Annotated in this window: 19 protein-coding genes; 13 read left to right on the forward strand and 6 right to left on the reverse strand. The window is 55.3% G+C overall.

What is annotated here, in order from left to right; translation table 11 throughout:
• Nucleotides 1-35: 35 nt before the first annotated feature.
• The 5 genes from tssM (at nt 36) to RKA07_RS12510 (ending at nt 6,464) form a co-directional block, all read left to right on the forward strand.
• A complete protein-coding gene (gene tssM, locus RKA07_RS12490; protein WP_200369848.1) occupies nt 36-3,626 on the forward strand; it encodes a type VI secretion system membrane subunit TssM in 3,591 nt (1,196 codons plus the stop codon).
• A gap of 181 nt (nt 3,627-3,807) precedes the next feature.
• The gene (locus RKA07_RS12495; RefSeq protein ID WP_200369847.1) at nt 3,808-4,131 is read left to right on the forward strand and encodes an ElaB/YgaM/YqjD family protein; all 324 of its coding nucleotides are present in this window, start codon (nt 3,808-3,810) and stop codon (nt 4,129-4,131) included.
• Complete coding sequence (locus RKA07_RS12500; RefSeq protein ID WP_310966448.1) at nt 4,131-4,643, forward strand: hypothetical protein; 513 nt, start codon at nt 4,131-4,133, stop codon at nt 4,641-4,643. The genes RKA07_RS12495 and RKA07_RS12500 overlap by 1 nt, the downstream gene beginning before the upstream one ends.
• A 292-nt stretch (nt 4,644-4,935) precedes the next feature.
• Nucleotides 4,936-5,514, forward strand: a complete 579-nt coding sequence (locus tag RKA07_RS12505; RefSeq protein WP_200202348.1) for a porin family protein — start codon at nt 4,936-4,938, stop codon at nt 5,512-5,514.
• A 167-nt stretch (nt 5,515-5,681) separates the two neighbouring features.
• Nucleotides 5,682-6,464, forward strand: a complete 783-nt coding sequence (locus tag RKA07_RS12510; protein ID WP_200202347.1) for an ATP-binding protein — start codon at nt 5,682-5,684, stop codon at nt 6,462-6,464.
• Nucleotides 6,465-6,474: 10 nt separating this feature from the next.
• Here RKA07_RS12510 and RKA07_RS12515 read toward each other — a convergent pair whose 3' ends face one another.
• From RKA07_RS12515 to pdsR, 3 genes are read right to left on the reverse strand one after another with little or no spacing between them, the layout of a single operon-like run.
• Complete coding sequence (locus RKA07_RS12515; protein WP_200202346.1) at nt 6,475-7,782, reverse strand: DUF3422 family protein; 1,308 nt, start codon at nt 7,780-7,782, stop codon at nt 6,475-6,477.
• Nucleotides 7,779-9,872: an ATP-binding protein gene (locus RKA07_RS12520; protein ID WP_200369844.1), complete on the reverse strand. Its 2,094-nt coding sequence runs from the start codon at nt 9,870-9,872 to the stop codon at nt 7,779-7,781. Before RKA07_RS12520 ends, RKA07_RS12515 begins: the two co-directional genes overlap by 4 nt.
• A 3-nt stretch (nt 9,873-9,875) precedes the next feature.
• Nucleotides 9,876-10,577, reverse strand: coding sequence for a proteobacterial dedicated sortase system response regulator (gene pdsR, locus RKA07_RS12525; RefSeq protein WP_200202344.1), 702 nt, complete (start codon nt 10,575-10,577; stop codon nt 9,876-9,878).
• 372 nt (nt 10,578-10,949) lie between these two features.
• On the opposite strand from pdsR, the gene RKA07_RS12530 reads away from it, so the two are divergent.
• The 4 genes from RKA07_RS12530 (at nt 10,950) to RKA07_RS12545 (ending at nt 14,918) form a co-directional block, all read left to right on the forward strand.
• Complete coding sequence (locus RKA07_RS12530; protein WP_310966449.1) at nt 10,950-13,040, forward strand: marine proteobacterial sortase target protein; 2,091 nt, start codon at nt 10,950-10,952, stop codon at nt 13,038-13,040.
• Nucleotides 13,037-13,681 carry a class GN sortase gene (locus RKA07_RS12535; RefSeq protein ID WP_310966450.1) on the forward strand — a complete coding sequence of 215 codons (645 nt, stop codon included), beginning with the start codon at nt 13,037-13,039 and terminating at the stop codon, nt 13,679-13,681. Before RKA07_RS12530 ends, RKA07_RS12535 begins: the two co-directional genes overlap by 4 nt.
• A 47-nt stretch (nt 13,682-13,728) precedes the next feature.
• Entirely contained in the window at nt 13,729-14,436 is a 708-nt protein-coding gene (locus RKA07_RS12540) for a lysophospholipid acyltransferase family protein (protein WP_310966451.1), read from the forward strand.
• Nucleotides 14,437-14,516: 80 nt separating this feature from the next.
• On the forward strand, nt 14,517-14,918 hold the full coding sequence (locus RKA07_RS12545; protein WP_310966452.1) for an MAPEG family protein: 402 nt from the start codon (nt 14,517-14,519) through the stop codon (nt 14,916-14,918).
• A 53-nt stretch (nt 14,919-14,971) separates the two neighbouring features.
• Here RKA07_RS12545 and RKA07_RS12550 read toward each other — a convergent pair whose 3' ends face one another.
• Nucleotides 14,972-15,412 carry an OmpA family protein gene (locus tag RKA07_RS12550; protein ID WP_310966453.1) on the reverse strand — a complete coding sequence of 147 codons (441 nt, stop codon included), beginning with the start codon at nt 15,410-15,412 and terminating at the stop codon, nt 14,972-14,974.
• A gap of 193 nt (nt 15,413-15,605) precedes the next feature.
• On the opposite strand from RKA07_RS12550, the gene RKA07_RS12555 reads away from it, so the two are divergent.
• A complete protein-coding gene (locus RKA07_RS12555) occupies nt 15,606-17,054 on the forward strand; it encodes a rhomboid family intramembrane serine protease (protein WP_200202338.1) in 1,449 nt (482 codons plus the stop codon).
• A gap of 123 nt (nt 17,055-17,177) precedes the next feature.
• Here RKA07_RS12555 and RKA07_RS12560 read toward each other — a convergent pair whose 3' ends face one another.
• Nucleotides 17,178-18,632 (reverse strand): hypothetical protein, encoded by a 1,455-nt coding sequence (locus RKA07_RS12560; protein ID WP_310966454.1) that lies wholly within the window; start codon nt 18,630-18,632, stop codon nt 17,178-17,180.
• 177 nt (nt 18,633-18,809) lie between these two features.
• Here RKA07_RS12560 and RKA07_RS12565 point away from each other — a divergent pair, with 177 nt between their 5' ends.
• Both RKA07_RS12565 and RKA07_RS12570 read left to right on the forward strand, forming a co-directional pair.
• Complete coding sequence (locus RKA07_RS12565; RefSeq protein ID WP_310966455.1) at nt 18,810-19,358, forward strand: SCO family protein; 549 nt, start codon at nt 18,810-18,812, stop codon at nt 19,356-19,358.
• Nucleotides 19,359-19,428: 70 nt separating this feature from the next.
• Nucleotides 19,429-20,952, forward strand: coding sequence for a methyl-accepting chemotaxis protein (locus RKA07_RS12570; protein WP_200369838.1), 1,524 nt, complete (start codon nt 19,429-19,431; stop codon nt 20,950-20,952).
• Nucleotides 20,953-20,961: 9 nt separating this feature from the next.
• On the opposite strand, the gene RKA07_RS12575 is transcribed toward RKA07_RS12570, so the two are convergent.
• Nucleotides 20,962-21,384 (reverse strand): HD-GYP domain-containing protein, encoded by a 423-nt coding sequence (locus tag RKA07_RS12575; protein WP_227714726.1) that lies wholly within the window; start codon nt 21,382-21,384, stop codon nt 20,962-20,964.
• A gap of 144 nt (nt 21,385-21,528) precedes the next feature.
• On the opposite strand from RKA07_RS12575, the gene acnA reads away from it, so the two are divergent.
• On the forward strand, nt 21,529-24,306 hold the full coding sequence (gene acnA / locus RKA07_RS12580; RefSeq protein WP_310966456.1) for an aconitate hydratase AcnA: 2,778 nt from the start codon (nt 21,529-21,531) through the stop codon (nt 24,304-24,306).
• Nucleotides 24,307-24,329 lie beyond the last annotated feature (23 nt).

Raw genomic sequence — 24,329 nt, forward strand, 5'->3', positions numbered from 1 at the left:
AAGACTGACTTTTGGAACACGGATACACAGCAGGAATGGACACCATGTGGAGAAAAGCTTTACTCATCGGTCGCTGGCTTCTGCCATACATTCGCAACGCGGCGCCGGTCACCCTGGCTCTTGGCGTTATCGCACTATTGATAGCTACCTGGTGGCTTGGGCCGAAATGGGAGGTGCGTGGTGAGTTCCCCTTGGCAGCCTGGCAGATGCGAGCGCTGGTTACCCTAGGTGTTGTGTTACTGGTCGTGATGGTCTGGGGCACGGTGCTGGCTCGCCGTCTTGGTAAGGTCAATGCTGCGAAAGCCGAGGAGCAGCAAGAGCAGGAAGATCCGATTCTGCCTATGGAGCGCAGGCAACAGCGGTTGCTGGATCGCCAGCTTGCCGCCCTGAAGAGCAACCTGCCGGGCCGCAGGGGTGTTTATCGTTTGCCCTGGTATTTGGTTATGGGTCTGGAAGGGGCAGGCAAAACCAGTCTTATTCAGCGTTCCGGGCAGACATACACCCTCACTAACGTCACCCGCAACAACCGTGCAGACCGTAACCCGTTCGGGTTCGACTGGTGGATTGGCGATAACGGCGTACTGATCGATCCCGATGGTGAGTTGCTGAGTCAGAGCCAAAACCAGAGCGCTGCCGGGGAAATACAACAACGGCTTTGGACGCATTTTATCCAGTGGCTAGAGCACAACCGCCCGCAACGCCCACTCAACGGCGTGATCCTGGCGATCGATCTGGCACAACTGAGCACCGCCAGCGAAAAGCAGCGGGAAGCTCATGCCATTTTGTTGCGCACCCGGCTGCGGGAACTGATGGAGCAGATTGGTTCGCGCCTGCCGGTGTATGTCTCCTTCACCAAAATGGATTTACTCTATGGCTTTGGGCCCTTTGTTCGTACCCTCAGCAAGCAGGAGAAAGAGCAGGCTTTGGGGTTCACTTTCCGGTTGGAAGGTCAGCTGGATAACGATGAGTGGCTGAATGAGTTTGCCGAGCGCTACAGCGAGATGGTTGAGCGTTTAAATGCACGCTTGCCAGACGTACTGGCCAGTACCCGTGATTCTGAAGATCGCGCCGCGGCATACTCGTTCACCCGCCAGTTAGCTGGTATGAAACCCGCGCTTGAAGGCTTCCTCACCAGTCTTTTGTCTGCAGACGCTTTCTCGACACCCGCATTGGTGCGAGGCACTTACTTCACTTCTGTTGTGCAGGAAGGCGTTCCGGAAGATGCGTTTGTCTCGGCGGCTGCGAGCCATTATCAGGTATCCAGCCCAATTCAGCCGGCCCAACGCACGGGCCAGTCGGCAAGCCTGTTCACCCAATCGCTCTTCCCCGGAATTATCTATCCTGAAGCCGGACTTGCCGGTGATAACCGGCGGATTGTACGCAGTCGCCAGCGCAGAGTGGCGATTGCGGCCATAGTCGCAGTATGTGCCGGGGCAGGCATGACGGCGAGTTGGCAGCATTTCTTCATCAAGAATGCTGAAGCAGCGGCGTCGGTTGAAGCACGGGTCAAGCGCTTTATTGATAACTGGCAGCCGGTGGGCTTTGAACCGGATACCACTGGCCGTAATCTGCTTGAACCTCTGGATCAGTTGCGTCAGGCGACTCTGGCGTTTGGAGACCATCGCCAGCAATGGCTGCTGGTCAGTGATATGGGGCTCTATCAGGGCCATAAGGTAGGGCCAGAAGTAGAAGCCTCCTACCTCGACATGCTGGCCTATCAGTACCTGCCTGCTCTGATGTTCGGTGTAATGGGTGAAATGAGTCGTGCGCCAGACAATAGCCCGGAGCGCCTCGAGCACCTGCGCGTGCTACGCATGCTCTACGATGGCAGTGGGCGCAGGAACGATATAGTAACGACCTACATGAGCCAGTACTGGCAGCGAGCCTTTCCGGGTCGGCGGGATGTTCAGCAGAGACTTATGGCACATCTGGACTATGCCATGGTCTACACCGACCTTGCCCATCAGGCCCAGCGCGGCGATGTAACGGCGGACATGGCGCTAGCGCCATTCAAAAGCAGCGTACAGTGGTCACAACACGAGTTGGGGCGCATGTCGACACCTGATCGTGTTTACCGGGACCTGAAAGTTGAGGCTGCCCGCGAGTTCAGTCAGCCAAACGATCTGGCCCGCACATCCGGCCCAGCGTTCAGCAACGTATTCGTGCGTGTGGATCAGTATGGCGAGCCAGGGCACCAGTCAGAAGTGGCCCAGGATCCTTTGAGCATTCCTGCCTTACTTACCCGGGACGGACTGGAGAAGTGGTTTCTGAGAAAGTCTGCCACAGTTACAGATTTGGCGTTGGTAGATGCCTGGGTGCTGGGTCGCAGGGATAATGTAGACTTCAGCAAAGCGGATGAGGCAGAGCTGCTAGCCAGCCTGCAAAACCTCTATGCAGAGCACTACGCCAACGCATGGCGCACAGCTCTGAGCCGGGTAGATATCCAGGATTTTGAAGACCTCAATCACGGGGTTCGGATACTGGAGAGCCTGACCAGCGGCCACCAGCCCATGGCCCAGTTCCTTGGGCAGGTGCGCCAGAATACGCAGCTGATCCCGCCTGCAGAGGGGGACGCTGCCGCGGCGCGTGAGCTGCTGGAGCAGTCGGCGCACTTTCGCATGTTGCAGAACATCGAACGCCAGTTCACCGATCTCCACCAGGTCACCCGAAAAAGTGGGGATCAGCCGAGTGGGCTCGAGCAGATTATGCTCGTGGTAAGCGACTTGCACGAATACATGCGCAATATTCAGGAGGCGCCAGACAAGGGCAGGGCAGCCCTCAATGCGGCTCGGGCCAGAATGGGGCTGCAAGGAGCCGATCCGATTTTCACGCTGCAGCGAATGGCAGGGCACCAGCCAGAACCACTGAACAGAATATTGAACCGGTTGGCTACCGAAAGCTGGCGTGTCTTGCTGGACCAGGCCGTTGCGCAGCTGGAGCGGGAATGGTATCGGGAGGTTTACCAGCCTTTCCAGCAGAATCTGGCCAGGCATTATCCATTTAATGCGGCTGCGGGCCGCGACGTGGCTTTGCAGGATTTTGAGCGGTTTTTCGCCCCGGGCGGCGTACTGGATACCTTCTACAAGGACAATCTGAAGCTGTTCCTGGAGGATCATCCGGAGCAAGTGGGTGATGCCCGCCGGGCGGGGCTCGTGCGCCGGGATGTGCTGGCGTCTCTGAGCAATGCGGACAAGATTCGCAGTGCTTACTTTACGCGCAGCGGTACGCTGGATGTGGAGTTTGCCCTCGAACCCCTGAACCTGTCTTCCAACAAGCGCCGCAGTGTTGTGAACCTTGATGGCCAGCTGGTGGAGTTCAGCCATGGCCCGCGCCAGAGTATTCCACTGGTTTGGCCCAACACCTTGAGAGAGGCGGTTGAAAGCAGGATTACCCTGGTGCCGGTGCAGGTTAACCGTTCACCCCGCAGCATTTCAGAAAATGGCCCCTGGGCACTGTTCCGCCTGTTGGACAAGGCCGACATAACGGGTGTCAGTAACAGTGCCGTAGATGTGCGCTTCCAGGTGGACGATGGCGAAATGCGCTATCGTTTGCATGCGGCAAGCAATATCAACCCGTTTACGCAGCAACTGCTATCGGGGTACAGGATTCCGCGAAGCTTGTACTGAAAAACATCTGCTCGAAACGGGGCGGGGCCGTAACGGGTCTACTGGCTATTTCGGTTACAGTTACGGATTCCCGACCCTGTGCTAGAGTAATTTGTGAACGGTCTTGCGGGCTGAGGGGCAAACACAGGTCTGCTCCAGCCCGTTGTCGAATGAAATCACTAACCGAATCAGGAGACAGCCCATGGATAAGCAAACAACGAAAGATGACTATGCCCGCGTGAAAGATGATCTTCAGGTACTGCGTGACGACATTGCATCCCTGACGAAAGCGTTTGCAGACAGTCAGAAGGCCAGCGCCAATAACCTGAAGGATGAAATCAGCCGTGAGGCCCGCGCGGTGTTTGAAAACCTGCGTGAGCGGGGCGATGCAGCCCTTACTCGTGCAACAGAGGCAGGCTCGAAAACTGTAGAGAGTGTGGAGCACAAAATAGAGGAAAGGCCATTTCTCAGCATTATTCTCATGTTTTTGGCTGGTGTCATTGTGGGCAAAATGCTTGATCGCTGATGCTGCCTGATTCCGCAAGTATCCAGAGCACCCTTCGCAAAGCTGTCGCGGCTATCATCGGGGTAGTGCTGTCTCTGGTGCTGCTTACTGCGCTGCTGGTTACTGGCTTCTACCTGCTGGTCAATGCAGCCACCCTGGCCCTGGCTCCCCTTGTGGGAAAGTCGGGGGCTATGGCAATCACAGGGGGTGCATGCCTGTGTTTGCTGGTGCTGTTTTTCTACCGTCTGACCCGCACGCCCAAACCCCGCCGAAATGGCCAAAGTAGCCAGTCTGGCCCTGACTCAGGTTCCCCTATCGAATTATTACGTGCGTTGATCGCCCGTAACCCGTTGGAGGCTGCAGCACTGGCTTTTGCCGTTGGCGTGGCAGAACAAAATGACCCGAGACTGAAGAAGCTGCTGCTCCAGGGCGGTATGGTTTTGATGCAGCAGTCCTCTGGTTCAGGCTCTTCGGAATCCGGTGGTTTCGAAGAATCAGCCGCGCCGGCCAAAGATAAAGCTTCTTTCGAATAATCCCTCGCCCCACCTTGATTTCCCCGACATTACCTGTCACTTCAAGTCCTGAATCTGTGTTTTTTTCAGCTATGAGGCTGTGCAGGGAAGTGATGGTTATGTGATTGTTTTTCAGTTCTTTTTGCTGGGAAAGTTAAGGGAGTATGACGAGATTTTAGTCTGGATGTAACCCAAAACCGTGATCTGGGGCGCTAGGGTAGTAGCACGTGTTTCGGGGGCGGTGATCAGATCAACGCAGTCACCCGAAGAACGCTTTGACGAATGGAATTTCCAACCAGCGAGGAAAAGCACTATGAACTCCAAAGCTCGTATTGCCTGCGCCACGATTTTGTCTGCCAGTGTATTTGCTGCTCCCGTAGCTTTTGCCCAAGGTTCCTCTGATCGCGACGAATCCGGCCCATACATCAAAGGTAGCTATGGTGGATATAAATCCCATGGTGGCGACTTTGATGATTCCAACGATCTATACGGTGCTGGTCTCGGTTATCAGTTCAACCAGTTTTTTGCGCTTGAAGCGGCTTACATAGATTTTGGCAACTTCGGAAAAGACAAGGTTGAGGGCAAACTCAAAGGTGGGTCACTTGTGGCGATCGGACGCTTGCCCGTAACTGATAGCTTCGGCGTGTATGCCAAGGCTGGCGCGTTTGCGGCTGCTCTGGATGTGGATGCCTTTGACGAAGATGAAACCTACGACGACGTAAGCCCTGTTGTGGGTGCGGGTGTGGACTTCCGGATTACAGAGCACCTGACCACGTTTCTGGAGTACAACCGTTACAACGTCGACATTGATGAAAATGATTTCAATGGTCAGTTGAACAACGACGGACCGGACTTTGATACTGCTCAGGTTGGCCTCAAGTTCCAGTTCTGATCAGTCGTGGTATAGACCTGAAAAGGTGCAAAAGCTTGGCTTTTGCACCTTTTTGCTTGTTCCCTCTCCAATAGCCTGCCTGTCACTCATACAGATATACTGATACCACATGGCCCGCCGGCAAGTCGGGATGTGGCACGGTAAACAGCGAAACAGGAAAAGAGCTTATGTCTGACAACCAACCCTTCGACTGGTCATCAACCCCTGCAGCTGTGTGGCGACGCCATCGCGCAGGCTTGCGCGCAGTGCGCAGGCTGGACCCGGTTCAGTGGGGTTCTCTGACGGGCATTGACCGTCAGCAACAGGCGCTAGCTCGCAATACTGAACGCTTTCTTGCTGGAGAGCCGTCCAATAACGTGTTGCTCTGGGGCGCCCGGGGCACGGGCAAATCATCTCTGATCAAGGCGTTGTTGAACCGATATAAAGATCAAGGCCTGAGAATTATCGAAGTGGACAAGGACGATCTGGTGAACCTGCCAGAGATTGTTGATGATATCTGCGATCTTCCCTACCGCTTCATCATCTTCTGTGACGATCTGTCTTTTGATGTGGGCGAAACCGGTTACAAGGCGCTGAAGAGCGTGCTCGAAGGCTCACTGGAATTGCCGCCTGAAAACGTTCGTGTATACGCCACGTCGAATCGCCGCCATCTTATGCCGGAATTCATGTCTGATAACCTCAAAGGCCACACCCAGGATGGTGAAATTCACCCGGCTGAAGCTATAGAAGAGCAGGTGTCACTTGCTGACCGTTTCGGTTTGCAGTTGTCCTTCTACGCGTTTCCTCAAGAAGTGTATTTGCAGGCAGTGGATGCACTCTTCCCGGGTGTCACTGATCGGGAGAACCTGCACCGCGAAGCCATCCGGTTTGCAACCCAGAAAGGGGTGCGCAATGGCCGCACGGCACAGCAGTTTTACCGGCAGTTTTCCGGTGATGAGAATCTTGGGTGAAACCGCTTCGCTATTGCCGTTTTGCCATGCGCATGAAGTGATGGTGCACAAGCCGCACAACCAGATACACCAAAGCAAGGGTGGCTGGAATGGCAATACCCAGAGCCAGGGTTTTGTTGAAGATAATGCCCGCTTCGTAGATGGAATCGAGGGCCAGTTTGAGTAAGCCGATCAGGTAATAGGTGATGGCCACAACCGAAAAACCTTCAACGGTATGCTGCATCATCAGTTGAATTTGTGATCGCCTGTCCATGGAGCTCAACAGCTGCTGATTCTGGCTCTGTATGGCCAGTTCCACCCGGGTCCGCATCATGTCTGAGGTGCGATCTACCCGTTTTGACAGATCTTCCAGCCGCTCGCTTACCGCTTCGCAGGTCTTTACTGCAGGCGTCAACCGGCGGGTCAGGAACTCGCCGATGGTCAGATGCCCTGATACTTCGTCCTCTCGCAGCTCTTCCAGCCTGGTCAGCACAAGTTGATGGTAGGCTTTGGTAGCGGAAAACCGGAAGGTGGAGTGGGCTCGAAACGCTTCGATTTTGGCTGCAATGTTGGTTAGTTTGGCAAGAATGGTTTGCTCATCCAGGGTTTCGTTATCAGCCAGTGCCTGGGTGATAGTGGCCAGTTGCTGGTCCATATCATTCAGGGCTGGGGTGATTTCCCTGGCTACGGGCAATGCCAGCAGAGACATCAAGCGATAGGTTTCGATTTCCATCAGGCGCTGAACGAGCCGGCCTAGCTGGCTGTCCGACATGGTGTAATTGAGCACCATAAAGCGGCCGAAACTGTCGGAGTGCAACTGAAAGGTGCCCAGTACCCGCGCAGCCCCTTCCTGTGGGCTGCTTCCTACCAGGCGCATACCCTCAAAATGCCGGCGCATGAACGCAGGTTCGTTGCGGGCATGCTCCGTGGATGGGCTAACGTCAATATGAAACGCCGCAACTACCACGCCTTCGAGTTGCGCGAGCCAGCCATGCGGCAGTGCACTGATCCCGGTTTCCTCAAATGGCTCAACGTCAGACGGAGCCAGGTTGGTAAAAGTATAAGCAGTAAATTCCAGGTGAACTTCACGGCGAATGCGCAGATTATCAAAGGTTTGCTCGTAGCAAGTGACTTCCTCCTCTGGCCAGGGTTGCCCCAGCATCCGGTGCAGGCTCTGCAGATGTTTAAACTGGCTTTTGCGCTGCTCTGACGTGGTCAAAACTGCGATATGGCTTACCCTTGCCTGCGGCGGCAATACCTGAAATGGGCGCGAATGAAGCTCCTGATACAGGTCAGGGCGCAGGGGGTGAAAATCCAGTGCGACAGTCTTGGCGGTCACGGGTCAGTCCTTGGTTTATCCGTAAGCTTTGGGATGATAACGCGGAAGGATACGCCGTCAATGCCATTAAAGTGCTGATTTCTGGCGTCAACTCGGCCACCAAAGAAGTCGGCAATCAAGCGCACGATCAACAGCCCCTGGCCCAGGTGCCCCTCGGTTTTGCCTTCACGCTGGGACACAAACGCCTCGAAAATGTCCACGCCCGAGGTGGCTGGCAAGCTTGAACCTTCGTTAAACACTTCGATTTGAACCTGGTCAGTGTGTTGGTCCAGACGTATTTCAATTCTGCCGTTTTCGGGTGTGAAGTCGCGGGCGTTGTCGACCAGTTTGTCCAGCATCTGTACCAGCAGTTCCGGGGAGCCGACAAGGGTGATACCGGATTCCGGCCCGGTGTAGATAAGTTGATGATGTGGATCCAGCGTCTGATAGGCCGCGCTTGCCTGGCTGACCACTTCTGCCAGATCAAAGGCTTCTTTGTCGGCATGATCAAAGCTTTGTTCCAGCCTTGCGGCCTCGCTCATGCCATTGAGAATTTGCCGCAACCGCTCGGTACCTGCGGTTGCGCGCCCAATGTATTGCGAACGCTCTTCTGTAGTTTCGGCGTGAGAAAGGTTTTCCAAGGATGAGCGTACCACGGCCACCGGGGTTTTGAGTTCATGGGAAAGACGCCGCGAAAAACTCTCCAGATAACGGTTATAGCCGTGCAGTCGGTCGGCCATCTGGGCGAAATGGTTCTGCAATTGGCCCAGTTCATCCTTTGCGCCTGAGCCCGGCAGGGTACCGATAATCCGGCCATCCTGATCTATGGTGGCGCTGACCGCTCGCTGTAGGCGGGCAATGCGCCAGGACAGCCAGCTGGCATAGCCCAGCAACACCAGCGTCAGGCCAATAATAATCAGCGTGCTGCGGGCAATAACGGAGCCAAGTGTGGAGCCAGCCAGGGTTAATAGCTGGTCCAGGGATTGCTCAAGCACCAGAGTTCGGCCGCCAAAAACAGGCTTGGATGTCATCAGCCAAACCTTGTCGTCTTCATGCCGGACAAGTCCTTCTTCGGGTATGCCACTCATATCCAGCCGATTGGTGTGGATGGAGAGGCGCGCTGGTTTGGGTTGGTAAAACTGAACCAGCGCCCTTAGTGCATTGAGGCTGATGTGCTCAACAATTTGCAAAGGGCTGAGTTCGTCAAACTCTGGTGGTGCCTGGGGAGACGGTGTTGCCTGTTGCGCGATCACCCAGCCCGCCGGCTCGATCAGCCGTGCAATTTGGCCTTTGCTCATTCCGGGAATCAGTTGCCGCTCAAGCCCGGATTGGCGTTCCACCATTACTGGCAGTGGGTCTGTAGATGTGCCAGCTTGCGCTAACCCTGAACTGTCCCGCCATTGCGCTGAAAAACCGAAACGGCTGCCTTGCGGAGGTTTGGGCAGTTTCAGTTCAAGCTGCCAGCCGTTACCCATGCTGGTCCAGTGCCCGCTAACCCGGTAGTCAGGGGTGTCGCTGGCTTCTCTGTTTGCTGTATCAGTCGTTGTTGCATACACAGTGCCCGGCGGCGAGGCACGCATGAGCCATGATGTGGTTTGGGCATCGGGATTCAGTTGCTTGCTGTCTGCGGGTTCGAGCCAGAGTTTGAGCCGGTCGTGGGGCTGATCCGGTGCGCCAGGGTTGAAGAATTCGGGCTGGCGATTGCTGAGGCGTATCAGCAGGTACAGGTGGCGTTGGTCGGTTGCTGCTTGCCAATGCAGGGTGGGTTTGCCTGAACTTTGGGCGGGAGGTTCTGAATCTGAATAGGCAGAGGGTTGCCAAAGCAGGGATTGTTCACCCTCATCGTAACCGGGCCAGTCATGGCCGTAGCCGTCGAGATTGATCGGGCTGGTGAGGCTTTCCATGTAAATGGCGGGCGTTTGGGGCGCAACGACGGGAAGGCCCAGGCTGAGGTCACCGGCGGATTGGGCCAATCGATCAGCTTGGTCCTGCAGCTGCTGCAGCGCCTGTTGGCGAAGTGCCTGATCCAGCTCCAGCACGAACTGCAAGCCGGCCCAGGGAATTAGCAGCATCAGCAGGCTGGCAATAAAGAGCTGGCGTTTGAGGGTCACGGTTCAGAGCTCACGGGCATTCCAGCGATAACCCATGCCGTAGGCGGTCTGGATACTGTCAAAGGTGCTGTCGATCTGCAGGAATTTGCTGCGGATGCGTTTGATGTGGGAGGTGACGGTGTTGTCGTCCAGGTGTGTGTTGGCGGCTTCCATCAGTTGTTCACGGCTGCGCACGTGGCCGGGGTGTTGTACGAGTGAGTGCAGCATCCAGAACTCGGTCACGGTGAGGTCTATTGCGTTGTCATCCCAGGCTACGGTCATGCGATCAACGTTGAGGTCGAGGCGACCACGTTTCACGATTTCGTCCGGTTTTTGCAGGGCTTCTGCCCAGGCATCTGCCCGGCGTAGCAGTGCGGTCACTCTTGCCAGCAGGTGTTCGATGCTCATGTCTTTGGTGACGTAGTCGTCCGCACCCAGGCGCAGGCCGTGTACTGAGTCTATGTCGCTGTCGCGGGCGGTCAGGAAGATGATGGGTAGGGTCGCGGACAGCGAGCGCAGGTCCTGGCACAGGGTGAAGCCGCCTTCGGGTTCGTTGCCCAGGCCGACGTCGATGATGGCGAGGTCGGGCAGGCTTTGGCGCAGGACCTGCCATGCTGATGACCGATCACCGTAGGTGGATACGCGATAACCGCGGCGTTCGAAGGCGGCGCGGTAGTTGTCGCGGATGGCGGGTTCGTCTTCTATCAGGACGAGGTGTTTTTTCATGATTTTGGCTGTTGTTTGTGGGCGTTGGGGTCTATTTAAACACGGGAGGCGTTTAGAACAAGGGTAGCTTGCGGTGTTGCCATAATTCATCATTTTTTGTTCGTGGAATGTTTGATTCTGCCATGGGGGTGCCTTTTTGGGTTGGTGAAATGGCTGTGTCTGATTTAGTCATGTAGCCAAAGGATTACTGCCATGATGTTTTCTTCTCTGTCCTCTCAGCATAGTGCTTTCCCGTTTGCCGCGAGCTCGCCCTCCCGCAAGGCGGTGCCCCCTTCCGAAACACGCTGTAGATACGTCCCTGTACGCTCGGCTCCGCCATCCATGGCTCCGCACGGTTTCGGAAGGGGGCACCGCCTCACGGGAGGGCTCAGTGTGGGCCGGAAGCGGTGGCTCGTGCGCTTTATGGAGGGGATTAGTTTGTGGATGGCTATGTTGCTGGTTTTGTTTGTGCAGCCGCTTTATGCAGAGGCCAACACCGACAATGAAGATTCCGCAGGAACCTTGCACTTTTTGGACGGTAAAGGGCAGTGGCAGGAACCCGCTTTGGTGCTGGGGAGTGACTTTGATGTTCGGGTTAGTGGGCTGATTGCAGACAGTAAGCTGGTGCGGACGTTTAAGAACACGAGTGATGACTGGCGCGAGGGGGTGTTTGTGTTTCCGCTGCCGGAAAAGGCCAGTGTTTATGGGCTGACCATGAAGGTGGGGGGGCGCACGATTGTGGGGGAGGTTCAGCCACGTGCGGAAGCGAAGAAGACCTATGAAGCGGCTCGGGATTCCGGGCGTCATGCGGCGACGGTTGAGCAGCAGCGGCCGAATCTGTTTACCACTCGGGTGGCGAATATTCCGCCGGGGGCTGAGGTGAGTGTGGAGCTCAGTTATCAGCAGTTGGTGAGCTATCGGGATGGGGTGTTTGAGTTGAGTGTGCCGACGACGCTGACGCCCCGGTATATACCGGGTGAGTCTTTGGCGGTGGCGCCGCAGCAGTGGCAGGGTGGTTGGGCTGTGCCTACTACCGAAGTGCTGGATGCGGATGCGATCAGTCCGTTTACGGTGGATGTGGACGATGTGGCAGCGGACAGTCACAGAGCTTCAGTCAAGTTCACGATTGATGCCGGGCTGCCGTTGGCGCAGGTGTTCAGTCCCAGTCATCAGGTGGCGACTCAGCAGGATGGTCAGGTGGTAACGGTTGAGCCACAGGCGGGGGACATTGTGATGAATCAGGATTTTGTGATTCGTTGGCAGCCTTTTGCGGGGCAGGAGCCGGGCGCGGCTGTGTTTCATCAGCAGTGGGAAGGGGAAGATTATTTGCTGGCGATGCTGGTGCCGGGGCGGGCGGGTAAAACCCGGTTGCCACGGGAGCTTACGTTTGTGATTGATACCTCGGGCTCCATGGCCGGGGAATCCATTCGGCAGGCGAGGGAAGCGCTGCAGCTGGGGTTGGAGACGCTGGTGCCCGGTGATCGGTTCAATGTGATTCAGTTCAACTCACAGCCCCACGCTTTGTTTATGCAGCCGGAAATGGCCACAGCCAATAATCTGGCCCGGGCGCGGCAGTATGTGAATGGGTTGAAAGCTGACGGTGGAACGGAAATGGCATCAGCGCTAACGTTGGCTTTGCAGGGGCAAGGCAAGAGTGCAGGTGAAATGCCGGAAGATGCAGCAAGAGTGCGTCAGGTGGTGTTCATGACAGACGGTGCGGTTGGCAATGAGTCGGCGTTGTTCAGCCAGATTCGTCGCCAGTTGGGTGATCACAGGCTGTTCACTGTGGCCATAGGGTCGGCACCTAATATGCACTTTATGCGAGAGGCCGCGCGCTGGGGGCGTGGCAGTTATACCTCGGTGCAGGATCTGGCCGATATGAGCGGTCCTTTGGCCAGGTTGTTTGCAGCCATGGAAGCGCCGGTGATGACGGATATTCAGGTTACCTGGCCGGGGCAGTCTGCAGCGGCAATGGAAGACAGCTTTCCGCAGCGGCCCGGTGATTTGTTTCAAGGTGAACCCTTGTTGCAGGTTGTGCGTGGAGTAGCATCTGCCGGTAAGCTGAGTGTGTCTGGTCGGTTGCCGGGTGGTGGAAGCTGGCAGCAAAGCCTGGATTTGCAGCAGGCGGCTTCAGGTACAGGGCTGAATCGTTACTGGGCGCGGGAGAAGATCGACAGCCTTCTGGACGATGCCCGGATAGAAGGGCAGGAGCCGGATAAAGAGAGAATCACCAAGCTGGCGGTTGCCCACAACCTTATGTCGCCCTATACGAGCTTTGTAGCTGTGGATAAAACGCCGGTGCGGGCTGCTGAAAGCGCTTTGTTGAAAGACAACCTGCCCACTCTGCTACCTGCAGGGAGCCAGCCCGGCATGGTGCGCTACCCGCAAACGGCTACGTTTGCGCCTCTGATGATTGCTTTGGGATTGCTTGGATTGATGCTATCTGCAGCGATTGTGCTCCTGCAAAGGCGGGCGTACCCATGAGCCGCTCACTGCTGTTGTTGATCACAAGCTCTGCCATGTTACTGGTGTTCGGGTTGTGGGTTCCCATCAAGGCGGTGGTGGCTCAGGAACTGCTGGAAATCGCCTGGGCTGAGAGCCAGGCCAGGCAGACCGAATCCCGGCCCTGGCCCTGGGCTGATACCTGGCCGGTAGCAAAGTTGTCGATGCCAGAGCTTGGGGATTCGATGATCGTTCTGGCAGGTATTCATGGGGAGAGCCTGGCCTTTGGGCCAGGACAAATGATGGGCGGCAGCGGCCCGGAGAGTGCGGTTGTTATTGCCGGCCACCGGGACACTCACTTTCGGCCTCTCAAACACCTGGAGCCAGGCAATGAGCTACGGTTGCAACGCCGGGACGGGCGCTGGCAAGGCTACCGGGTGAGTGCAACAAGAATTGTGGATAGCCGTTCGGAATTCATCGATACTCATAAGCTGCCTGCGGGCACTCTTTTGCTGGTTACCTGTTATCCCTTCGACAGCATGGATGCCGGTGGCCCGCTTCGCTATGTGGTGGAAGCTCACGTAGACGATGTGGCCCGTGTAGCCGATGTAGAGGGTGATCACAGCCAAGTTCGGCATAGTCAGGCCATATTGGACGAAATTGACACTGTTGCAGGCCTATAAACTTGGCGTACACTTGTGCGCCAAAATCCTGATGCAGAGTTTGTCGTATGGGCTTTATCAGAAGTGTTTTGGCTTGGTTGAGTGTTCCCGTGCTTTGCATACTCGCCCTGCCATTCTTTATTGTCAGGCCGTTCAATCCGGATAATAACCGGCTGCTGGCCATTGCATTGGCGCGAACCGGCCGCGCAATACTCGGTATGGAGCGGCCGGTGGAAGGTGTGGAAAACATGCCCCAGGATCGTCCTGTGGTGGCAATTTGCAATCACCAATACAACGATGATCTTTTTGTGGTGGGGGACCTGGTGGCTCCTCGCACCGTAACTGTGGGCAAGTCATCACTGGTCTGGGTTCCGTTTTTTGGTTGGGCATTCTGGCTGGGGGGGAATGTGATATTGAACCGCGCCCGCTCCCGCAAAGCCGTTGCAGTCATGCAAGCCACCAGCGAGGCGATCACCCGCGAAAACAAAAGCCTGTGGGTTTTCGTGGAAGGTACCCGCAGTAAGGGCCGAGGGCTGCAGAAGTTCAAAAAAGGTGCTTTCTACGCAGCGGTGACGGCCGGGGCGCCAATTGTTATGGTATGCGCAGCTGAATATCGCAATAAAACGTTTGGTTGGCAGGGTAGGCGCGAGGCTGTGCCTATGCGGATTCTGCCTCCGATAGAAACCATAGGGCTTACCACTGAGGATGTTCCAGCGCTGATTGCGCGCTGCCATAAGGCGATGGCCGAGGGAATTGCTGAGTTAAGCCGAGCCTGAAGATTCTACTCGAGTGTGAAGTCTCTGGTAGGTGCCGTTTTTCTGCTGGCTATTGTCAGCCAAATAAGGAAGAGCTGAATATGTTGATGCCTGTTACCGGCGTGTTTGCGGCCGTACTCGGTATATTGATGCTGGTGCTTTCAGCCTACGTTGTTAAGTTTCGAATGAAGTACAACAAGGGTATGGGTGTTACCGACAACCCTGATTTTCAGGCTGCGGTTCGCGCCCACGGTAATCTTGTGGAATACGCGCCCATTGTGCTGATCATGCTGGGAATTGCGGAGCTTAATGGCGTGGCAACCGGATATATTTACTGGACCGGCATGGCCTTTGTTGCGGGTCGTCTTCTGCATGCCTGGGGCATGATTAATGGCCATGGTGAGGAACATAAAGCCCGTGCCCTTGGCATGGTGCTGACCTGGCTGGGAATGTTGGCTGCGGCAATTCTACTGCTGTGGAATGTGTGGCAAGTGCACGGCTGATTGTTGCAGTTAAAACCGCCGGGGCCGCACACGTCGGCCCCGGGACGTCCTCTTTAAAGTGCTTTTGCCATATCGCTGGACAGGTATTCAATTTCAACCCTGCGGTTGGCAGCCCTGTCATCAGGTGTTGTGAAAGGGCGGGCTGAGCCCCAGCTCGCAACAAGAATCTGCGATTCGGAAACACCTTCCTTGATCAAAAGCCGGGCAACGGCCTTGGTCCGTTGGCGGGACAGAAAATAGTTGTAGTCTTCAGCACCATAATTATCAGAATGGCCATGTATGCGGACGCTGGCAGACGAATGCTGCCTGAGATAAGCCGCGTGCTGCCGAACAATTGCTGCGTCTGAGTCGTCCAATGCGTGCTTGTTGAAGCCGTAGTGAAACCTCATCCTGTGTGGGCGTTTGCCTTCGGCCATGAGGGTAGCTGCATTAAAGCCGGAAGCCACGGCAGCTTTGGCAATCAACCCCGGGTTGTCCAATACGAGTACAGTCATCTGCAGTATCCTTGATTCAGACCTCTGGTTTTTCTTGTTATTCCCGCTCACTATTACCCGAGACAGAAATAACGGTAATTAGCGGATGGTGTAGTGTCCCATCCCACTGAAAATCATTTAAGCGCGGAAACAAGACACTGGTATGATAGAAAACGGTTTTTCAGGGACAGATTATGATGAATTGTGACCGCCCATGCTGATTATTCCTGCTGAGAACGCCATTAACTGGAAGCGCCCGCCCTGGGTTACCCTCGGGTTGATGCTCGCCTGTATGCTGGTTTTCCTGTTTTATCAGGGAGGAGACAGCCGCAAGCTTGAGCAGGCAGTGAGTGAGTATCTCGATTCCGGGCTGCACCAGTTGGAAGCACCGGCTTATGAGGACTACCTGCAACGGGAAATCCACTTTGAAGGCGAAGAAGATCGCGTTTTTGAACTGCAGCAGTTTCAGAAGCTGAGAGAAGAAGGTGAAGACTTCTGGCTTTCTGCCAGCCTGCTTATGGATAGCGAATTCTACCAATACCTGCTGTCGAATCGCGATCTGATCTGGACCCCTGCAGAGCGCACGCGCTGGCTGGAAAAGCGCAGGTTCATTGAAGAAACCTATATTCAGCGCCTGAGCGCTCAGCAGCTGGGCCTGATTCCTGCTAAGTTGTCGTTATACACGTTGATTACCTACCAGTTCCTGCACGGTGGCTGGGGGCATATAATCGGCAACCTGCTCTTCCTGTTCCTGCTCGGATTTACCGTAGAAAAGGCCCTTGGCCCTGGCCGCTACCTGTTAGCCTATCTGGCATGTGGCGCATTATCGGGCCTTGTTTTCACCGCCTTCTCGATGGGAAGTTTCATTCCATTGGTGGGAGCCTCTGGTTCCATTTCCGGGCTGATGGGAATGTACGTGGCCATTTATGGCCTGCAGAAAATTCGTTTTTTCTATTTCCTGGGTGTGTACTTCAACTACTTCCGCGCACCTGCCATAGCCATACTGCCGGTGTGGCTGGGCAAGGAAATCTACGACTACTGGTTTGCCGGCGCAACTGGCATTGCCTACATGGCCCACGCTGGCGGATTGCTTGCAGGTGCAGGCCTGGTATGGCTGCTGGGCAAAAGCTGGCTGCAGGTGCGCGAGGAGTTTTTTGAGCCGGAAGAAGATGAGCAGGACGAGCGCTTTACCACCGGTTATGCCCAGGCCATGGCCAGCTTGGGCCGCATGGACTTCGACCTCGCTCGACGCCAGTTTGAGGCCTTGCGCGAGGCCTATCCGGACAGGCCCATCTTGCTGGGGCACCTGTACCACCTCGCCAAACTGCGCCCGGATTTACCCGAATACCAGTCCCGTACCCGCGAACTGATGAACGACTCCCTGAGCCGCAGGCAGCCGGAGCATATGATAGCTGTTTGGCAGGAGTACCTGAGTAAAGGCGAAAGCCATAATCCCCTTGCGGCGGAAGATCATAACCGGGTGTTATTCGCCAGCCTCAAACAGCACGATCTGAAAGCCGCAGAGAAAGCCTTTGAGCGGCTGCGTGGAGCGGATGATCCATTATTGACAACTGAGGCATGCAGATTGCTCGCCGAAGAGTTTGAAAAGCTCCAAATGGCTCCTAAGGCTCGACATTACCGTCAGCTGCTAGAGGCGAGCTGACATAGTTAGGGGCCTGTAAGCGTGGGGGCTATTCCAAAACCGTGCGGAGCCATGGATGGCGGAGCCGAGCTTACACGGATGTATTCACAGCGTGTTTTGGAATAGCCCCCACGCTTACAGGTCTTACTCCGAAACCAGAAAGCTCGCCTTGGGCCCTTTAAGAAGTTCCCGCTTCTCAGCCTGCTCCAGAAATACCGGCACCTGTTCATGCAGCGGGTGATTCACGCAACGCTTCTGGATAAACGTCAAAAACGCCGTCGCCTTCTCCCACTGATTCAAACCGTTTGCCAGGGTTTGGGCAACCAGCAAATAGGCCGGAGCCAACTCGTCGCTTTCCGGAAAACGCTTGTGGAAGTCCTGCAGCAGCCTCAGAGCCAGCTTGTATTGCCCCCGCTGATACAGACAGCGCGCGCAGCGTACGGCCAGTTCCGGCTCATCCAGTTTGAAACCAGGCTCAGCCTCCTCGAGCAGGCTCACGACAGACGCAATACCTTCACCGTCGTTGCGGTCTGCCAGCCAGCCAAGAATCCGTGGGTGGTATTGGTAGAGCTCAGTGGCATCGTTTCGGGCTACCAATAGTTGGTATAGCTGGCCAATACGCAGAGGGTCCTCACGGTTACGCTTCAGTGCTTCCTTCAGCATGCCCTGCACCCGGTCGTAGTTGCCGTCCTTCAGGTTCATATCGATATCCGCATCAAAGCGCGCACCACGATCCCGCTGGTGCATATCCACATCGGCGGAATCATCCTGAATATCTGAGGCGAAACCCAGCTCTTCCTGGTACTGGAATAACAGGTAGCCAAGCATATTGAACAGAATCAGCGTGAAGGTACTGTTCAGAAAGCCGGATAACGGCTGTGAAAACCAGAAAGGAAAATGGTTGTAGGCAAAATCCTGAGCCACACCCGAGGCCAGGGTAAGCAGAATCAGGTAACCGTAGAGCAGGAAGTAGGGGGTGCCGATACGGGAAATCAGTACCGCCAGATTCATTGGGTTTACCGCCGCGCCCACAGAGCGCTCCATAGCCAGCACCATAATGCTCGCAGGCAGCGCCAGCACTACGAAAGCCAGTGCAAGCAACATCAGCAAGGGCCCGCCCACCATGGCGGCGGCGCCAACCAGCCCGCCCATCACAATGAAAACCAGCAGTTGGAGAATAACAATGTTGAACCCACTGCCGGTAAAGGCCACAGACACACTGGGCGGTTTCAGATGGCCCTCGGCAGTGTGATTGATCACTGCATAGGTGTACTTGAACAGGGCCAGGGCCAGGACCAGCCAGACCAGGATGCCGATCAGGTTGGCGGGAGCAACAAGGGGCACCAGAGTGCAGATGGCAATAACCATCAGCGGGTCTGTGTGAAACGGATAACTGAAAAAAGATCCAATCCGGTTCCAGAAGGGTATTACTTCCGTCGCTGCGCCCATATGGCGCATGGCTTTACTGCACGAAGGGCAAAGCGCCCGGCGTTGGCGCGTATCGGCATCGGGCATGCAGCGGCTGCAGTAATGAGTCTGACATTCGCCGCAGTGCCATTTGGCAGGGTCGCCTGGGTGGTAGTGACAATCGTGTTTCATGGTCTTGAGACGTCCTGCCGGGATAGAAATATTTTTTTATGATCGCAAAAATAGGGCATAAAGAATATGCCAGCGCCGCCGTAAAATGCGTATCTGAGCGCTTTTGCCGCAAATAAGATTCAACCACGTACTAATGGCAGCACATTTATTTTGAAGCCCGCCCCGATTATTTTGTTAGTGACAGCGTTTTTGCTGGGTGCAGCCTTGCCCTATGGGCAGAGCCTCTTGAATGGGTTAGGTGCGGGCTCCGGATTCTACGGCTACAAAACGGATGTACCTGTTCCTGCGTTGCCGGGTGCAGAGGTGCCTGATGCCGGAATTAATGTGGTTTTCTTTGGTTACCGGAGCTGTGGCACGGTTTGCCCACTGCAGTTATTTAACCTGAAGGCGCTGCACGGGCATTGGTCTGAGCATCCTGTGCAATTTGTGTTTGTCACTCTGGACCCCGAAAACGACAGCCAGCCGGAACTGAATCGGATGATGGCAGCGCTGGGTGAGAACTTCCGGGCAGTGCGGCCCGAGGATTTCCGGCAGGCCCAGGCACTTGCCGATGCATATGGCGATTTTGCCGCCAGACAGGGTGGTGGCAAGGAAATTAACCATGGTGCCCGTCTGTATGTGGTGACAGCAGATAACCGGCGGCAACTCCTGTATGCCACACCTGAGCTGGATATACAGCGGGTTAATGATGATATCGCCCGGCTTGTGGGCATAGAGCAAAGCTGAGCCGCCTGAGCGGTTTTGAAATGGGTTTGAGCAGGCCTGCGCCAGGCTGGAACAGATACGAGGTTTAAGCATGAATTCAACGAATGGCATCCATGGCCTGCAAAACCAGGAACGGTTGCGGGTAGACAACCGTCTGTTTGGGCTATTGCTGGCCCATGTGCCGGTAGTAGGCTTACTTGTGCCCTGGGGTTATGGAACCTACAGCTTTGCGATAACAGCCTCTTTGGCAATTGGTGCATTGACCATTGCCGGTTACAGCTTTCTGAAGGGAACCCGTGCCTGTGGTGTGCTTTTTAGCATGTGCCTGATGCTGTTCTCTGCCACCATGATTCAGGCCCAGCTCGGGCGCATTGAAATGCATTTCCATATCTTTGCTGCGCTGGCGCTAACGATTGCCTACCGCGACTGGCTGCCAGTGGTTTCTGCTGCCGGGTTGATTGCTGTGCACCATCTGGTGCTCACAGCGTTGCAGCTATCAGAGGCCAGTCTTGGTGGTATGCCAGTGATGCTGTTCAACTACGGCTGTAGCTGGTCTATTACTGCAGTTCATGCTGTTTTCGTGGTTTTTGAGGCAGGTGTGCTGTCGTTTTTTGCGGTCAAGATGGCGGCTGAGCAAAAGCGCTCATGGGAAATGATCGCATTGGTCAATGCGTTTGACGATAAGCACGATTTGCGAGGCCGGTTGGAGAACACAAGCGGTGATCTTGCTGCCATCTCCTTTAATACCATGATGACGAGGTTCGCAGAGCTGATTGAGTCTGTTCGCACGCTCTCGGGCCAGTTGCATACCAGTGCCTCAGATCTTACGGCGGCAGGTGATTCTACTAACCGCATTATGGAAGCCCAGCAGGCGCAGACGGATCAGGCCGCCGCTGCTACCAACGAAATGACCGCGACGATTCAGGATGTGGCTCGCAATGCACAGTCTGCAGCTGAATCGGCTACACGCTCAGCGGATGCGTCTGCCGAGGGCGCACGTCATATAAAAAGTGCCGTTACCATGACAGAAGCGACTAACACGGCGCTGATAGATTCGGCTCGCATGGTTACTGAACTGGTGGAGAAAGTGCAGTCCATTGGAGCATTCATTGCTTCAATCAACGATATTTCAGATCAAACCAACCTGCTTGCCCTGAATGCTGCCATTGAAGCGGCACGCGCCGGCGAGCATGGCCGAGGCTTTGCCGTAGTGGCAGATGAGGTGAGGACTCTTTCTCGCCGTACCCAGGACTTCACTACAGAAATCCGCGCCACGATGGATGGCTTGGCACAGGTCTCTGAAGCTACTCTGGCTGCCATAGAAATGGGCCAGACTCGCTCGAAGGAAACCCTGGGTGCAATGACGAAGACGGGCCAGGCGATTGCGGATATTGAAGCGGCGATTGCCGAAGTGAATGGCATGAACCTGCAAATAGCTTCAGCTACCGAGCAGCAAGCCGTGGCTTCCGGGCAGATAAACCAGAGTGTCCAACACGTTGCTGAGCAGAGCCAGGATGTTGTGCAGGAGGCGGTAAAGTCTCAGGCTATGGCGGCAGAAATCGGGCGCATGATCGCAGAAGTGGACACATTGATTGCCGATTACAAAACACGCTAAACCCGTGGCTCAGGTGCTTTTGTGGTTTAAGGCCACTTCCCGGGCCATGTCGAGCAGGCTTGAGCCGTCATCACCAATTATTTCGGCGCCGATTGCAGCGTGTGTCTGCATTACGGCCCACTCGTCAGCGTCCAGCTTTCCTGGTTTCTGAAGAATGGCATCGGGTATACCGATTTTGCCCACATCATGCATTGGGGCGGCGTTTAACAAGGTATCAGACCAGATTTCACCAAAACCTGCTTCCAGAGCAATGAGCCTGGAGAAGTGGCTCATGCGGATGACGTGCATCCCCGTCTCGTTGTATTTGTATTCGGCAGCCCGCCCCAGACACTGAACCACTGACAGTCGGGCTTTCACCAGTTCGTCCATTCGCACCGTGTTTTTTGCAAATTTTCCAGGCGCGCGGCTTTCTCCTGAATACTGAACATTCATGGGATTGGCCTTGAACTATAATTATTCGATGCAATAGTTGTATATGACTTCACATTCCCTGACTTTTGCGCCAGCCTGCTTGTCTGATGTCGCAGTGTAGCTTGTAAAAGTGCTCGGATCATGACGAATAACGGAGGCACAAGTATGTCGAATAACAGCCTTGGAAAAGATAGCCTGAACACACTCAGTAGCTTGAGTGCAGGCGGTAAAACGTTTCACTACTACAGTCTGCCCAAAGCGGCAGAATCCCTCGGTGATATAAACCGACTCCCCTTTTCATTGAAAGTGCTCCTTGAAAACCTTCTGCGCAACGAGGATGGCGTAACCGTGGATCAAAGCCACGTTGATGCCATGGTGCAGTGGCTGAAAGACAAACGCTCAGACACCGAAATCCAGTTCCGCCCCGCACGCGTTTTGATGCAAGATTTTACCGGCGTGCCTGGCGTAGTGGATTTGGCCGCCATGCGTGAAGCTGTTAAAAAAGCCGGTGGAGATCCTGCCCTTATTAACCCTCTCTCGTCTGTGGACCTGGTAATCGACCACTCGGTGATGGTTGATGAATTCGGTACGGCGTCTGCCTTTGGGCGGAACGTAGCCATCGAGATGGAGCGTAACCAGGAGCGTTACGAGTTTCTGCGTTGGGGCCAGCAAGCCTTTGATAACTTCCGCGTGGTTCCGCCGGGAACCGGCATCTGTCACCAGGTAAACCTCGAGTATCTGGGTAAAACCGTGTGGCACAAAGAGCAGGGCGATAAAACCATCGCCTATCCCGATACGCTGGTGGGTACAGATTCCCATACCACCATGATTAACGGCCTGGGCATTCTTGGCTGGGGTGTTGGTGGCATTGAAGCAGAGGCGGCCATGCTCGGGCAGCCAGTATCCATGCTGATACCGGAAGTAGTGGGTTTCAAGATTTCCGGTAAATTACGCGAAGGCATTACCGCTACGGATCTGGTTCTTACCGTTACTGAAATGCTGCGAAAGAAGGGCGTGGTTGGCAAGTTCGTAGAATTTTATGGTGACGGCCTTAAAGACATGCCAGTGGCAGATCGCGCCACAATTGCCAACATGTCTCCGGAATATGGTGCCACCTGTGGCTTCTTCCCGGTGGATGAGCAAACACTCAAGTATATGCGTTTGACTGGTCGTGACGATCAGCAAATAGAACTGGTTGAGGCATACGCGAAAGCTCAGGGGTTGTGGCGTGAGCCTGGCCATGAGCCTGTGTATACGGCTACGCTGGAACTCGACATGGGTGATGTTGAAGCCAGTATGGCTGGACCTAAACGGCCCCAGGATCGAGTGGCGCTGAAAAACATGAAGGCGGCCTTCGAACTGCTGATGGAAACTGCCGAAGGTAGCCCGGATGCGACCATTGCCCCGGACAAGCGTGAAAGCCAACTGAAGTCAGAAGGCGGCCAAACCGCTGTGGGCGTTGATGACAGTTATCATCATCCTTGCAGCAGGGAGTTGACACTGGATGGCAGGGATACCCGCCTGGATCCGGGCGCGGTTGTGATTGCTGCCATCACCTCCTGTACCAACACGTCTAATCCCAGCGTGATGATGGCGGCAGGTTTGGTTGCCCGTAAAGCTGTAGCCAAGGGCTTGACAACCAAGCCCTGGGTAAAAACCTCGTTGGCACCCGGTTCTAAAGTGGTCACCGAGTACCTTGAGGCGGGCGGCTTCCAGGACGATTTGAACAAGCTGGGCTTTGATCTGGTGGGCTACGGCTGTACCACCTGTATCGGTAACTCCGGCCCGCTGCCAGATGCGGTCGAAAAAGCCATCACTGATGGTGATATAACCGTGGCATCTGTGCTGTCTGGTAACCGTAACTTTGAAGGCCGTATACACCCGCTGGTGAAAACCAACTGGTTGGCGTCACCGCCGCTTGTTGTTGCCTATGCATTGGCCGGGAACGTAAGGCTTAACCTTGCGGAAGATCCGCTGGGCAACGATCAGGACGGCAATCCGGTGTACCTGAAAGACCTGTGGCCTAGCCAGCAGGAAGTGGCTGAGGCTGTGGAAAAGGTCAAAACTGACATGTTCCGCACTGAATACGCCGCGGTATTTGATGGCGATGCCACCTGGCAGGCCATCGAAGTGCCCGCAACCAAAGTATATAAGTGGTCAGAAGACTCCACTTACATCCAGCACCCACCCTTCTTTGAGGGTATGGGCCCTGAGCCGGATCCGGTTGAGGATATTGTGGACGCGAATATTCTGGCCTTGCTGGGAGACTCCGTGACGACTGACCACATTTCCCCTGCCGGTTCCTTCAGTGCTGACAGCCCTGCTGGCAAGTACTTGCTGGCGCACGGAGTTGAACCCCAAAACTTCAACTCCTATGGCTCTCGCCGGGGTAACCATGAGGTGATGATGCGCGGTACTTTTGCCAACGTGCGTATCCGTAATGAGATGCTGGATGGCGTTGAGGGTGGCTTCACCAAGTTTGTGCCCACTGGGGAGCAAATGGCAGTGTATGACGCGGCAATGAAGTACCAGGAACAGGGCACACCACTAGTGGTGATTGCCGGTAAGGAATACGGCACAGGCTCAAGTCGTGACTGGGCAGCCAAAGGCACTCGTTTGCTGGGGGTCCGTGCGGTGGTGGCTGAGTCCTATGAGAGGATACACCGCTCCAACCTGATCGGCATGGGCGTTATGCCTCTGCAGTTCCCGGAAGGTGCGGATCGTAAGAGTCTCAAGCTGACCGGGGAAGAAACCATCAGCATCAGTGGTTTGTCTGGTGATATCACACCGGGCCAAACCCTGACCATGACGGTCACCTACAAAGACGGTTCTACCGCGACCTGCGATCTGAAGTCGCGGATTGATACCGCCAACGAGGCTGTGTACTTCCACCACGGCGGCATCCTGCACTATGTGGTGCGTGAGATGCTCAAGTCTGCCTGAACCAACTGATTTTCTGGTTCACG

It is taken from the genome of Marinobacter xiaoshiensis (assembly GCF_031631795.1).
GTDB lineage: Bacteria > Pseudomonadota > Gammaproteobacteria > Pseudomonadales > Oleiphilaceae > Marinobacter > Marinobacter xiaoshiensis.